General features: G+C 64.1%; 9 protein-coding genes. 5 read left to right on the forward strand and 4 right to left on the reverse strand.

Translation table 11 applies throughout. The features are described from left to right. Positions 1–191 precede the first annotated feature (191 nt). On the forward strand, positions 192–1856 hold the full coding sequence (locus JOE27_RS17450) for a GGDEF domain-containing phosphodiesterase (RefSeq protein ID WP_115273291.1): 1665 nt from the start codon (positions 192–194) through the stop codon (positions 1854–1856). A 226-nt stretch (positions 1857–2082) separates the two neighbouring features. Here JOE27_RS17450 and JOE27_RS17455 read toward each other — a convergent pair whose 3' ends face one another. Then, the gene (locus JOE27_RS17455; protein ID WP_046786890.1) at positions 2083–3471 is read right to left on the reverse strand and encodes a NorM family multidrug efflux MATE transporter; all 1389 of its coding nucleotides are present in this window, start codon (positions 3469–3471) and stop codon (positions 2083–2085) included. Positions 3472–3621: 150 nt separating this feature from the next. Here JOE27_RS17455 and JOE27_RS17460 point away from each other — a divergent pair, with 150 nt between their 5' ends. Beyond that, entirely contained in the window at positions 3622–4548 is a 927-nt protein-coding gene (locus JOE27_RS17460; protein WP_204919317.1) for a LysR substrate-binding domain-containing protein, read from the forward strand. A 218-nt stretch (positions 4549–4766) separates the two neighbouring features. Beyond that, positions 4767–6665, forward strand: coding sequence for a methyl-accepting chemotaxis protein (locus JOE27_RS17465; protein ID WP_115273293.1), 1899 nt, complete (start codon positions 4767–4769; stop codon positions 6663–6665). 87 nt (positions 6666–6752) lie between these two features. Here JOE27_RS17465 and JOE27_RS17470 read toward each other — a convergent pair whose 3' ends face one another. After that, the gene (locus JOE27_RS17470) at positions 6753–8147 is read right to left on the reverse strand and encodes a VOC family protein (RefSeq protein ID WP_046786893.1); all 1395 of its coding nucleotides are present in this window, start codon (positions 8145–8147) and stop codon (positions 6753–6755) included. 191 nt (positions 8148–8338) lie between these two features. After that, entirely contained in the window at positions 8339–9229 is an 891-nt protein-coding gene (locus JOE27_RS17475; RefSeq protein ID WP_039603926.1) for a LysR family transcriptional regulator, read from the reverse strand. A 135-nt stretch (positions 9230–9364) separates the two neighbouring features. On the opposite strand from JOE27_RS17475, the gene JOE27_RS17480 reads away from it, so the two are divergent. Next, on the forward strand, positions 9365–10855 hold the full coding sequence (locus tag JOE27_RS17480; RefSeq protein WP_039603927.1) for an aldehyde dehydrogenase family protein: 1491 nt from the start codon (positions 9365–9367) through the stop codon (positions 10853–10855). Between the two features lie 141 nt (positions 10856–10996). Then, positions 10997–12283, forward strand: a complete 1287-nt coding sequence (locus JOE27_RS17485) for an FAD-binding oxidoreductase (protein ID WP_046786896.1) — start codon at positions 10997–10999, stop codon at positions 12281–12283. 161 nt (positions 12284–12444) lie between these two features. On the opposite strand, the gene JOE27_RS17490 is transcribed toward JOE27_RS17485, so the two are convergent. Next, the gene (locus JOE27_RS17490) at positions 12445–13872 is read right to left on the reverse strand and encodes a mechanosensitive ion channel family protein (RefSeq protein ID WP_115273297.1); all 1428 of its coding nucleotides are present in this window, start codon (positions 13870–13872) and stop codon (positions 12445–12447) included. Positions 13873–13898 lie beyond the last annotated feature (26 nt).

Raw genomic sequence — 13898 nt, forward strand, 5'->3', positions numbered from 1 at the left:
ATTAGTCAGGCTCATGCTATTCATGGAAAAAATCGTATTTGCTGGTTTAACCACTTTCCAGCAGGATGCACGTCAAAATGTGTCGGGACGCGCTGTGGGCAAGGATATGTCTAAAAGTGAAAATCATTTTCATTTCTGCAGTAGCATACCCGGCCTCCCTCGTGCCCCCGTCCCCGCTTTAAGGAGCCCGCTTGTCCACGCCTGTCGAACCTTTGCGTTTGCTGTTGTTGGCTGATGAGCCGGAATGGGCCGCCGTGTTGCGCGAATGCCTGCTGCCGCTGAACGGTGCGGCGGTACTGCTGACTGCGCCCAACTGGGCAGCAGTCGACAGCCTGTTCAGCCAAGACCGCCAGGCCGTGATCCTGGCCACCCAGGCCCTGCAACCCGCGCCGGGGCGCTGCGAGCTGCCAACCATCCTGTTGCTCGACGATGAGCCGGTGGCCCCACCCACGGGCGTCAGCGACTGGCTGGTGCGCAGCCAGCTCAATGCCGATGCGCTGCGCCGTTCGCTGCGCCACGTGCGCGAACGTGGCGTGCTGGTGGCCACCTTGCAGCGCCTGGCCGAGCAGGACCCGCTGACCGGTATCGCCAACCGCCAGGGTTTTCAGGCCCTCTTGACGGCACGGCTGGCTGAGAATGACGGGCGCGGGGTAGCCCTCGGGCACCTGGACCTGGACAACTTTCGTCATGTCAACGATGCCCTCGGCCACCAGGGTGGCGACCGGCTGATCCTGCAGGTGGTGTCACGCCTGAAGCAGCAACTGGAGGCCGGCGACCAGCTGGCGCGCCTGGGCAGTGATGAATTTGCCCTGCTGATCGACACCCGTCGCGACACCGGCCGGGCCGAGCGCATCGCTGAACGCATCGTCGAAGCCCTGGCCGAGCCTTACTGGATCGACGGCGAAAGCCTGTTGCTTGGCTGCAGCCTGGGCCTGGCCCACGCCCGCGCGCAAAGTGGCGCCGACCCGTTGATGTGGCATGCGCACATCGCCATGCGCCAGGCCAAGAGCAGCCAGGGCTGTACCTTTCATGTGTTCAATGAGCGGATCAACCGCAACGCCCGCAGCCTTGCCGACCTGGAAGGCGAACTGCGCAGGGCCCTGCGCCGTGATGAACTGGAGCTGCACTACCAGCCGCGACTGAACCTGGCCGATGGCAGCATCGTCGGCCTGGAGGCGCTGGTGCGCTGGCGTCATACCGAGCGCGGCCTGTTGCCGCCGAGCGAGTTCGTGCCGCTGGCCGAGCAGAGCGGGCTGATCGTACCGTTGGGCTACTGGGTTATATCCCGTGCCCTGCGTGACATGCAGGCCTTGCGCGAGAGCGGCCTGGCGCCCCTGCACATGGCGGTCAACCTGAGCTTTCGCCAGTTCCAGGACAGCCAGCTGCTGGCCACCCTGAGCCGGCTGATCATCGAGCATGGCGTCGATGCCCGCTGGCTGGAGTTCGAGCTGACCGAGACGGCGGTGATGCGCCGCAATGAGCTGGTCCGCCAGACCATGGATGCCCTCGGGCGCCTGGGCGTACGCTTCTCGCTCGACGACTTCGGGACCGGCTTCTCATCCTTCGTGCACCTGAACAGCCTGCCGATCACCTTGCTGAAGGTCGATCGCAGCTTTGTCGCCGAAATGGAGATGCGCGAGGAAAACCGCAAGCTGGTGCACGCGATGATCAACCTGGCGCACAACCTCAACCTCGAGGTGGTGGCCGAGGGCGTTGAAAGCCCTGAGCAGATGGCTTTGCTACGTGAGTTTGGCTGTGACCAGGTGCAGGGGTTTCTGGTCAGCAAGCCACTGCCGGTGGATGAGCTGGTGGAATATCTGTCGAGAAGCACCCCGGCTCAGGTGGTGAGTCTTTGAAGCTGTAGGGGAGGGCTTTGCCCTCCTTTCGCGACGCAAGGCCGCTCCTACGCAGATGGTTGTGCAAAGCTCCACATCAGTGGAAGACAGGGAATCGTGCTCGAACTATGCTTTTTCATGGACTCGCCCTCGCTGCCGTTGGCTTCTTAGAACGCCACCGTGGCACTGTGATGCCTCGGCGGGGGCGAGTCCATCGATTACAAGCAGTGCAAGACAGCACCGGCAATCATGCAGGTATCACCGCTTTTCCAGTCACCCCCGCCTTCCCCAGCATCCGCTTCATCCGCCATTCAAAGGCCAGGGTCAGCGCCACCGAAGCACACGCCAGCCCCAACGCCAGGCCCCACCACACACCGACCGCGCCGCCACCCAGGTTGAAGGTCAGCAACCACGCACTCGGCGCTCCGACCAGCCAGTAGCAGCAAAGCCCGATCAGGAAGGTGGTCTTGGCGTCCTTCAACCCACGGATCGAGCCCATGGCAATGGTCTGCACGCCATCGAACAGCTCGAACCAGGCCGCCACCATCAGCAAGCTCACCGCCAACTGGTAGATCGGCGCGAACGCCGGATCATCGCCATCGATGAACAGGCTCACCAGCATCTCCGGGCGTAGCCAGAACAGTGCCGCGAAGGCGAACATGATCAGCGCGCCAAAGCTGATGCCGACCCGCCCGGCACTGCGCGCCGCCAGCAGGTTGCCGGCACCGTAATACAGCCCTACCCGCATGGTCACTGCATACGAGAGCCCGGTCGGCACCATGAACGCGGTCGAAACGATCTGCAGGGCAATCTGGTGGGCCGCAAGCTCGGTGCTGCCAAGCACACCCATGCACAGGGCGGCAAAGGCGAACAGGCCAACCTCCACCATGTAGGTGCCCCCAATCGGCAAGCCCAGGCGCCACAGCTCGCGCAAGGCCGGCAGCGAAGGGCGCGACAGGCCCTTGCGCAGTGGGTAGGCCGCGTAAGCCGGGTGCCAGCGGATGTACAAGGCCAGCGCGATGGCCATGCCCATCGACACCACGGCGGTGACCAGGCCGATGCCCATCAGGCCAAGCTTGGGCAGGCCGAACATGCCTTCGATCAGCGCGACGTTGAACAGGTAGTTGAGCACCGTGCCGACCAGGCTGATGACCATCACCGGGGTCGAGCGGCCCAAGGCGCTGGTGAAGCCGCGCAGGGCCATGAAAGTCAGGTAGCCCGGTAACGCCAGTGGCAACAGGGTAAGGAACTCGGTGGCCGCAGCAACGTTTTCAGGCTGTTGGCCGAACAGCAGTAACACCGGTTTCAGGTTCCACAGCGCCAGTGCGGCCACCAGCGCCAGCCCCCAGGCCAGCCACAAACCGTTTTGCGCCAGCCGGGTGGCGCCCTCGATGTCATTGGCACCCTTGCGGATCGCCACCAAGGTACCGACCGCGGCGATTACCCCCAGGCAGAAGATCGACACGAACGAATAGCTCGCCGCCCCCAGCCCGCCGCCGGCCAGCGCCTGGGGGCTGATGCGGGCCATCATCAGGGTGTCGGTCAGCACCATCAGCATGTGCGCCAACTGCGAGGCAACCAGCGGCCCGGCCAAGCGCAGCAAAGCCTTGAGTTCTGTGGTGGGCGCAACGTGCATGGGGGCGGTCCTTCCGACTCTGTGAGCGAGGGACGATTCTGAGGCTTCGGTCAACTTTGCACAAAAGGATAAAAACGATGATTGGCATGAGTTGAACTCATGCATATATGATTCTACACATTCCTTCTCTGCCCCGTATGCAGGTGCCATATGTCCCGTCAGCTGCCTGCGCTGTATGCGCTGCGCGCATTCGAAGCCGCCGCCCGGCTCAGCTCGTTCACCCGTGCCGGCCAGGAGCTTTCGATCACCCAGAGTGCGGTCAGCCGACACATCCGTACCCTGGAGGAGCACTTTGCCTGCCGCCTGTTCATCCGCAGCGGCCGCAGCCTGCAGTTGACCGAAGCCGCGCGGGTGCTGCTGCCCGGCGTGCGTGAGGGCTTTGCCGCGCTGGAGCGCGCGTGCGACACCTTGCGCGGTGAGGACGACATATTGCGCATGAAGGCGCCGTCGACGCTGACCATGCGTTGGCTGCTGGCGCGCCTGAGCCAGTTCCGGCATTTGCAGCCGGGCAATGAAGTGCAATTGACCAGCGCCTGGATGGACGTCGACCACGTGGACTTCAACCAGGAACCCTTCGACTGTGCGGTATTGCTCAGTGACGGCGTTTTTCCGCCGGACTGGGAGGTACGCCGGCTGTTTTCCGAGCTACTGATCCCGGTGGGCGCACCCGAGCTGCTCAATGAAGGCCCTTTGGACGAACGCCGGCTGGCCGGGATCGAACTGTTGCACCCGACCCCCGACAAGCGTGACTGGCGCGAATGGCTGGAGCGCATGGGGCTGGCAGACAGCGTCTCGCTCAAGGGTGGGCAGGTGTTCGACACGCTGGAACTGGGGATGATCGCGGCGGCGCGTGGCTACGGGATATCCATGGGTGACCTGCTGATGGTCGCCGAAGATGTCGCGCATGGTCGTTTGAGCCTGCCATGGCCGACGGCGGTGCCCAGCGGCATGGATTATTACCTGGTGTGGCCGCGGACCCGGCCGGGTGGTGAGCGGTTGCGGCGGTTGAGCGTGTTTTTGCAGGAAGAGGCGCAGGCGGTGAATTTGCCGGCTGTGCACATCCTGCCGACTATTTGATTGCCTGCACTGGCCCTATCGCCGGCAAGCCGGCTCCTACAGGTGGGGCGGTGCAGACGAAGAAAACGTTTGCGAATATCCGGGTCCGACACTCAAGTATTTGCCAGCGACGCCGATCTAGTTGCACCAGCGTCCCGGAAGAGGGCGCGATTCTCCGTTGACAACAGCGGTCGGTCGGGGTGATCAGGATGATCCGGGCCGCCTGCCAGGAGCTTCCCATGTCTCAACCGCGTGCCCGAATCGCCTCGCAGCTTGGTATCGCCCTCGCCATCGTGCTGGCGCTGGTGATCACCGGCAGTACTCTGTTCGCCCTGCGTTCCCTGGACGACGCCAACCTCACCACTCGCCAGGAACACCTGGCCAGTGAAGCGCGACTGTTGGCCGATCAGCTTGAAACCTTCCACGGTTCGCTCAAGGACAACACCCAGCGCCTGAGCGGCCTGTTCGAGCGCCGCTTCGCTTCGGGGCTGTCGCTGCATGCCGGCGAAACCGTGCAGGTGGCCGGCCAGGCCACACCGGCGCTGTACCTGGGTGATCACCTGCTCAACAACGACTTCCAGCAGGTCGATGAATTTCAGCAGATGACCGCAGGGGTAGCGACCCTGTTCGTACGCAGCGGCGACGACTTTGTACGCATTAGCACCAACCTGAAAAAGCAGGATGGCAGCCGGGCCATCGGCACCCAGCTCGACCGCCAGCACCCGGCCTACGCGAAACTGATGGCTGGGCAGACCTACGTCGGCCGTGCCCTGCTGTTCGAGCGCAATTACATGACCCGTTATGTGCCGGTGACTGATGGCAGCGGGCGGGTGATCGCGGTGCTGTTCGTTGGCTTCGACTATACCGACGCGCAGAACGCGCAGTTCGCCAACCTCAAGCGCTTCCGTATTGGCGATACCGGCTCGCTGGCCTTGCGCGACGAGCAGGGCAAGTGGCTGGTACCCCCGGCCAATGCCGACCAGCCTCTGTACAGCGCTTCTGCGCCCTTTGCCGAAGGCCCTTGGACGGTAGTAGCCAGCATGCCCTTGGAAGAAATCCGCGCGGTGACCTGGGATGTTGGCTTGCGCCTGGCCATCGGCAGTTTGCTGGCGATGTTGCTGGCAGTGGCCGCCACGCTGTGGCTGTTGCGCCGCAAGTTGCGCCCGCTGGATGACCTGGTGCGCCAGGCCGAGGCGCTGGGCGCAGGCGACCTGAGCGCCCGCCTGGCCGTGACCAGCCATGACGAGATCGGCCAACTGGCACGCAGCTTCAACAAGATGGGCGAAGCGTTGGCGACCATGGTCGAACACATTCGCGGGGCCTCCGAGCAGGTCAGCGGCCGCGCCCGCTCGCTGTCTGGCCTGTCGGCCGGTGCCTGCGAAGGCATGGACCAGCAGTCCGGCGAAATCACCAGCATGGCCGGTGCGGTAGAGGAGTTCAGCGCCACCTCGATGAACATCGCTGACAACATGGCGGGCACCGAGCGCATGGCCCGTGACAATGCCCAGCAGACCCGTATTGGCCGTAGCGCGATGGATGAAGCGTCGAGTTCGTTGCGCCAGATCGCCGAGGCACTGGGTGGCACTGCAACCGTGATGGACACACTGGGTGCACGCTCCCAGGAAATCGGCGGCATTGTCGGGGTGATTACCGCCATTGCCGAACAGACCAACCTGCTGGCGCTCAACGCGGCCATCGAAGCGGCGCGCGCAGGGGAGCAGGGCCGTGGATTTGCCGTGGTGGCTGACGAGGTACGTGGCCTGGCAGCCCGTACGCGTCAAGCGACCGATGAAATCTCCGTGATGATCGCCAGTATCCAGCAGCAGACCGGCCATGCCATCAGCACCCTGGAGCAGGGCAATCAGTTGATGCAGGAAGGCCTGGCACGCAACGACAAGGTGGCCGAGGCGCTGGCGCGTATTGACGAGCAAAGCCGCGTCGCGGGTGAGCAGTTTACCGTGATCAGCACTGCCACCCAGGAACAAAGCAGCACCGCAACCGTGCTCAGCCGCAACCTGCAGAGCATTGCCCAGGCCAACAGCGAACAGCGTGACGTGGCCAATGAGCTGGCCTTTACCGCCAAAGAGCTGGAAGGGCTGGCGGCGCAGTTGCGCCAGGAAGTCGATCGGTTTCGTTGAAACCCCAGGGGCCGCTGCTACACCCCCCCGGTAGGAGCGGCCTCGTGTCGCGAAAGGGGCGCAAGGCGCCCCCAACAATCCTGACCCTTACCCCAACGCCAGGTTCAACGCCTGCGCACAAGCCTGCAACGAGCGCTGCTCACTCTGCGCATACAACGCCAGCTCATCCTGCACCTGCAGCCCCAACGCCGCCTCGAAGGCCTCGCGGTTGGCGTTGCTGCCATACTCCGCCTGGGCATCGTCACCCAGGTTGGACTGGAAGATCCCTGCCGCGCTCACTGGCAGAAAGTCCTCGTAGACCAGCGCCTCGAAGTGCACATGGCCCGCCTCGATCAAACCCTCCAAAGTGGTCGGGCGATCAGCCTGCTCGCGTGCAGCCAGGCCCTTTTCGGTCGCGAAATAGCGGAAGTACGCCAGCCCTTGCTCACGCATCTGCGCCAGGTCATCCGGGAACTCGGCAAACTGCTCTTTTAGCAGTGCCATGTAGCGCTCGGCATTGGCCTCGGCCGGTGCACCGCCCAAGGCTGCACGGGTAGCGTCGAGCAGCTTGTCATACAGCTGCCGGCCTTTGGGCGTGAGTGCCGCGCCGCGCTGCTCGATCTCGCCGAAACGTGCGGTGTGGCTGCCTTCGCTACCGTGTTGGTCACTGAACGCAACCTTCTCCTGCAGTGCCTTGAAGCTGGTCTGGCGTAGCAGGATCGGGTGGCGGCGAGTGGGCGGGCCTTCGACAACGGCTTTGGGCGGGATACCCTTGGCCGGCATGCCCAACTGGATCGCATCGATGTCCAGGGTGCGCGGGGTCAGGTGATTGATGTGCGGCCCCTTGAACGCCACCACGTCAGCGATCAGGCGGTGCTGGTCGTGCAACTGCTGGTACTGCTCGGCGGTGACCGTGGCATCCTGGTGCCAGCGGAAGGTATGCAGGGCTTGCTGCACGAACGCTTCGGCGTCGGCCGCGTTCAGGCCGCCATCGCGCTCGCACTGGGCGATCAGCTCAAGGGCGCGGGCGGTGAAAATCTTGCGCTTGGCCAGGAGGGTCTGTGCCAACTCACGCAGTGCGGGATTGTCGATCAGTTCCAGGCGCAGCAGTGAGGTGAATACGCGGAACGGGCTGATGTGCAGTGCCTGTTCGTGCACGGCGCGAAACGCAGTGGAGTGCACAGGCACGCCGGCGCTGCTGAGGTCGTAATACCCGACCGGTTGCATGCCCATGACCGCGAACAACCGGGCGATGGTGGCCAGCTCTTGTGCTGTGCCGACGCGTATGGCGCCGTGGCGCTCCTGGTCCAGGCGCTCGACCTCGCCGGTCCAGCGCAGAGCCTGGGCCACCTCTGGCTGCTGGGCCATGACCTGCTGGTTGATTTCGCTCACCAGCTCCAGCAGCGTGCCGTACAGCGGCACTTCCTGTTTGTACATGAGCGACATGGCGGCAGAGAACTGCGCGCGGATGCTGTCGGGGCTGACGAAATCGTGGGCGGGCATCGCTAGCTTCCTGGTTGGGTTCGGACGCTTACATGAAAGCTGGGAATGCACTATGGCCACAAGCGAAAAAAAGTGGCTGTATCATTCCTTTTTTGATCGATCGTCAGGGCCATTCGCGACACAAGGCCGCTCCTGCTGTTTGTAGGAGCGGCCTTGTGTCGCGAATGGGCCGCAAAGCGGCCCCGGCAATCTCAAGCCTGAAGCTGCTCATGAATCCATTCCACCAATGCCCGCACCTTGGGCACCTCCGCCGCATGCTCGGCATACGCCAGGTAATGCGCCCCGGCACTGCGCATCGCATGGTTCCACGGCACCACTAGGCTCCCTTCCGCCAGTTCCTTGGCCGCCAGGTAACGCGGCACCAGCGCTACCCCACAACCCGCTTGCGCCGCACTTAGCGCCATGTAGAAGGTATCGAACCGCGGCCCGTGGTAGGAGCTGACGCTGTGTAGCCCCAGCTCCAGGAACCACTCATGCCAGGCCTCCGGCCGCGAGGTGCTTTGCAGCAGCACCAGGTCGGCCAGTTCTGCAGCATCGCCCAGCGTGCGCCCGGCCAGCAGCTCCGGCGCACACACCGGCACCACTTCCTCACGGAACAGCTCCACGCAGGTCGCCCCCGGCCAGGTGCCTTGCCCATAGAAAAACACCACATCCGCCGAGCCCTGCAGCAAGGCAAACGGCTCCATCTCGTTACGGATGTCCAGGTGGATATTCGTGTGGCGCTTGCCGAAGCCTTTGAGGTGCGGGATCAACCAGCGCACGCCAAAACTCGGTTGAGTGGCTACCTTCAATATCTCGGTCTGCTCGCCATAGGTCAGAACGTAGCGGCTGGACATGTCCACCTGCGTGAGGATCTTGTTGACCTCGGCCAGGTACAGGCTGCCGGCGGGGGTCAATTGCAGGCGCCGGCGGATACGCAGGAACAGGTGGTGGCGCAGCATCTCTTCGAGCTGTGCGACCTGCTTGCTGACCGCGCTCTGGGTCAGGTGCAGCTCTTCGGCGGCGCGGGTAAAGCTCAGGTGGCGGGCTGCAGCTTCGAAGCACTGCAGGGCGGTCATGGAAGGCACCAGGCGTTTGGACATAGCGGTCTCTGCGGCTCAAATCATTACCTGACGGAATGATATGCGGAATAAAGGTCGTTTGTTGCACTGGTGTGATCGGATTAATACTGATCCACATCATTTTTCCACCCCATCACCCGATGTAGGAGAAGCACAATGGTTGCTGGATTGCTCGAGCGCCTTGGCGTTGCCGCCACGGCTTACACCCAGGGCGACTACCCTGTTCACACCCCGATCGACGGTAGCCAGATCGCCTCGGTGAAACTGCTTGGCAAGGCCGAGACCACCGCCCGCATCGACCAGGCGCAGAGTGCCTTCGAAGCCTGGCGCAGCGTGCCGGCCCCGCGCCGTGGCGAACTGGTGCGCCTGTTCGGTGAAGTGCTGCGTGAACACAAGGCCGACCTGGGCGAACTGGTGTCGATCGAAGCCGGCAAGATCACTCAGGAAGGCCTGGGTGAAGTCCAGGAAATGATCGACATCTGCGATTTCGCCGTTGGCCTGTCACGTCAGCTGTACGGCCTGACCATCGCGTCCGAGCGCCCTGGCCACCACATGCGTGAAAGCTGGCACCCGCTGGGCGTGGTCGGCGTGATCAGCGCCTTCAACTTCCCGGTGGCGGTATGGGCCTGGAACACCGCGCTGGCCCTGGTGGCCGGTAACTCGGTGGTGTGGAAGCCTTCCGAGAAGACCCCGCTGACCGCGCTGGCATGCCAGGCGCTGTTCGAAAAAGCCCTGAAAGCCTTTGGCGATGCCCCGGCTGGCCTGGCACAGCTGGTCATCGGTGGCCGCGAAGCCGGCGAAGCCCTGGTGGATGACCCGCGCGTGCCGCTGGTCAGCGCTACTGGCAGCACCCGCATGGGCCGTGAAGTCGGCCCGCGCGTTGCTGCCCGTTTCGGCCGCAGCATTCTGGAACTGGGCGGCAATAACGCCATGATCCTGGCGCCGAGCGCCGACCTGGACCTGGCCGTGCGTGGCATCTTGTTCTCCGCTGTGGGCACCGCCGGCCAGCGCTGCACCACCCTGCGCCGGCTCATCGTGCACCGCTCGATCAAGGACGAAGTGGTTGCCCGCATCAAAGCGGCTTACGGCAAAGTGCGCATCGGTGACCCACGCAAAGACAACCTGGTGGGCCCGCTGATCGACAAGCTGTCGTTCGATGCCATGCAGGGCGCGCTGGCCAAGGCCCGCGACGAGGGTGGCCAGGTATTCGGTGGCGAGCGTCAGCTGGCCGACCAGTTCCCGAACGCCTATTACGTTTCGCCGGCCATCGCCGAGATGCCCGCGCAGAGCGATGTGGTGCGCCATGAAACCTTCGCGCCGATCCTCTACGTGCTGGCCTACGATGACTTCGAAGAGGCCCTGCGCCTGAACAACGAAGTGCCACAAGGCCTGTCGTCGTGCATCTTCACTACTGACATCCGTGAGGCCGAGCGCTTCCAGAGCGCCTCGGGCAGCGACTGCGGCATCGCCAACGTCAACATCGGCACCAGCGGTGCCGAGATCGGCGGTGCATTCGGTGGCGAGAAGGAAACCGGCGGTGGTCGTGAGTCGGGTTCCGATGCCTGGAAAGGCTACATGCGTCGCCAGACCAACACCGTGAACTACTCGCGTGAGCTGCCGCTGGCGCAGGGTATCGTGTTCGACTGATGCTGCATGGCCGGGGGCTTTGCCCCCGTTTCGCCGGCAAGCCGGCTCCCACAGGGTTCGGTGCGATCCTTGTGGGAGCTGGCTTGCCGGCGACAGGGCTGCGCAGCAGCCCCAACAAGAACAATATCGCTGGAGCCGGCCATGTCCGAACTGCGTCAACAATGCTTGTGGGAACACGTCAGCCAACCGACCGTCGCCGCCCAGGCTCTGGCCGGTGAACACAAGGCCGACGTCTGCGTCATCGGCGGCGGCATTACCGGCCTTTCGGCGGCCATCCACCTGCTCGAACAGGGCAAGTCGGTGATCCTGCTGGAGGCCTGGAAGATCGGCCACGGCGGCTCCGGGCGCAACGTCGGCCTGGTCAACGCAGGCACCTGGATCCGCCCCGACGATGTCGAGGCGACTCTAGGCCAGAAGCAGGGCAGCCGCCTGAACAAAGTGCTCGGTGAGGCCCCTGGCGAAGTGTTCGCCATGATCGAGCGCCTTGGCATCGACTGCCAGGCACAGCACAAAGGCACCCTGCACATGGCGCACAACGCCACAGGCATCGCTGACCTCGAAGCACGCCATGAACAGTGGCGCCGCCGCGGTGCCGATGTGGAGTTGCTGACCGGCGCCCAGTGCCAGGAATACTGCGGCACCGACAAGATTTCCGCCGCGCTGCTAGACCGCCGCGCCGGCACCATCAACCCCATGGGTTACACACAGGGCCTGGCCGCTGCGGTTGCGCGCCTGGGTGGCAAACTGTTCCAGCAATCGGCCGTCGAAGGCCTGGAGCGCGACGGCGATGCCTGGCGGGTCAAGACTGCACGCGGTTCGGTGCGCGCCGACAAGGTCGTGATCTCCACCGGCGCGTACACCGAGGGCGACTGGAGCAACCTGCAAAAGCAGTTTTTCCGCGGTTACTACTATCAGGTGGCCTCCAAACCGCTGCACGGCGCTGCAGCCGACAAGGTCCTGCCCCATGGCCAGGGCTCGTGGGACACCCGCACGGTGCTCAGCAGCATCCGCCGCGATGATCGAGGCCGCCTGCTGCTCGGCAGCCTTGGACGGGTCGACAACAAGCCTGCGTGGTTCGTGCGCAGTTGGGCTGACCGTATCCAGAGCCATTACTACCCGGAGCTGGGCAAGGTCGAGTGGGAGATGCACTGGACCGGCTGCATCGACTTCACCCCCGACCACCTGATGCGCCTGTTCGAGCCGGCGCCCGGGTTGGTCGCGGTGACGGGCTACAACGGGCGGGGCAATACCACGGGCACCGTGATTGGTCGGGCGTTCGCCGAGTTTCTGCTCAAGGGTGAGGCGGACAGCCTGCCGATCCCGTTCTCGCCGATGACCGGGGTGAGTGCGCCGTCGTTGCGCACGGCGTTCTACGAGTCCGGGTTCTCGCTATACCACGCGGGGCAGTGTTTGCGGGTAGTGCTGTAAGGTTGTCCCACGACGCTGACTGTAGGAGCGGCCTTGCGTCGCGAAAGGGTCGCGCAGCGGCCCCAGGTATTCAGCGGCGCTGCAGCAATTGCCCGGGCTGCTATGCAGCCCTTTCGCGACGCAAGGCCGCTCCTACAAATAAGGCCGTGCGGGAAATCAGTTTATCTGTGCAACCAGCTGAGGAAGCCCCCTTTCTTGATCAGGGTCGGCTTCTGCAGCAACAAAGACTCCCGGCTCTGCCGTCGGAACCGCTGTAATTTGGTCAGCGCCGTCTGCACCTCGCCGCGCTGTACCAGGCAGGTACGCACCTGCTCCTTTTCGATGCGATACAGCACGCAGCTGGTCAGGGTACGGAATTCGGCAAACGAGTCATCCTCATCGATGATGCCCTCGATCCCCAGCACTTCCCCTGGCCCCATGCGCCCGGCTTCCAGCAATTTGTCGCCATCGCGTATCGCCGCCGAAACCACCCCGCTACCGATCACCAGCAAATGATCGGAATGCTCGCCAACGCCCAGAATCACTTGGTCTGCCAGGTACTCGACGGCAGTCATGCGCTGGCTCAAGGCATCGCGCTCCTCGTCAGTCAGCGAACGGAACACCCGTACCTCGTCCAGCACTTCACGCTGACGGCTGCGCGGCGGCATGGCCAGGTCAACGTTCCACGTCACGCCACTGGCCTCCAGGTGCCGATGTGCCAGGTCGAACAGCTGGTTGCGCGCCTCGGTCTTGCCACCCATGTCGGCGACAAAGCCGCTGGCTTCGTACTCCACCGACTCCAGCGTGGAGGCCTTCACCGTGACCTTCGGCTTGGGTGAGGCAAGAATGGCGCTGGTGCCCTGTAACGCCTTTTCCAGCGCATCGAACACCCGTTTAGGCCGCACTTTGGCCGGCACCACCACACTGACCGACACCCCATGCACATCGGCCGGGCGGCTGTGGTTGAGCAACTTGGCCTTGGCCGCCACCGAGTTGGGGATCACCGCCAGGCTGCCTGAGCCCGTGAGCAGGCGCGTTGCTCGCCAGTCGATGTCCAGCACCTTGCCTTCGGTACCGTCGATGGAGATCGAGTCGCCGATCTGGTAGGGCCGCGTGGTATTCAACACGATGCCACTGAACACGTCGGCCAAGGTGCTTTGCAGCGCCAGGCCGATGACGATGGCCATGACCCCGGAGGTGGCCAACAGGCCCTTCACCGGCAGCTGCATCACATAGCCCGCAGCGGCCACCACGGCCGCGAGGAAGATCAACGCCCCCAGCACATCCTGCAGCAACCGCCCGCCATGGCTGCCGCGCGCCACTAGCAGCAGGCCGAACACCACGGTCACCGTACGCGCGCCAAACAGCCACCAGCCGATCGCCAGCACCGTGGCCATCAGGTTGCGCGACACATCGTCGACCCAGGGTGGCGGCTGCAGCGGGCTCATGCCGGCGGCCACCAGTACCCAGCTGAACAGCACGAACGTCAACAACCGCGTGCCGATGCGCCAGGCCCGGCGCTGTGGGGGGATCAGTTGCCAGAGCACGAGGTCGAGCAGGATCAGGATTGTGCCGAGCAACAACGGGGACGACTGGATGAACGCCAGCATGGATGTCTCGGGGGGGTGAGGAGAGT

Source organism: Pseudomonas sp. M5, from assembly GCF_016907075.1.
GTDB classification, from domain to species: Bacteria; Pseudomonadota; Gammaproteobacteria; order Pseudomonadales; family Pseudomonadaceae; genus Aquipseudomonas; species Aquipseudomonas putida_E.

Coding starts and splice junctions, on each gene's coding strand:
- JOE27_RS17475 (WP_039603926.1), bottom strand. CDS start 9,229: ATGTCCAAACGCCTGGTGCCTTCCATGACCGCCCTGCAGTGCTTCGAA.
- JOE27_RS17480 (WP_039603927.1), top strand. CDS start 9,365: ATGGTTGCTGGATTGCTCGAGCGCCTTGGCGTTGCCGCCACGGCTTAC.
- JOE27_RS17470 (WP_046786893.1), bottom strand. CDS start 8,147: ATGCCCGCCCACGATTTCGTCAGCCCCGACAGCATCCGCGCGCAGTTC.
- JOE27_RS17490 (WP_115273297.1), bottom strand. CDS start 13,872: ATGCTGGCGTTCATCCAGTCGTCCCCGTTGTTGCTCGGCACAATCCTG.
- JOE27_RS17460 (WP_204919317.1), top strand. CDS start 3,622: ATGTCCCGTCAGCTGCCTGCGCTGTATGCGCTGCGCGCATTCGAAGCC.
- JOE27_RS17485 (WP_046786896.1), top strand. CDS start 10,997: ATGTCCGAACTGCGTCAACAATGCTTGTGGGAACACGTCAGCCAACCG.
- JOE27_RS17455 (WP_046786890.1), bottom strand. CDS start 3,471: ATGCACGTTGCGCCCACCACAGAACTCAAGGCTTTGCTGCGCTTGGCC.
- JOE27_RS17465 (WP_115273293.1), top strand. CDS start 4,767: ATGTCTCAACCGCGTGCCCGAATCGCCTCGCAGCTTGGTATCGCCCTC.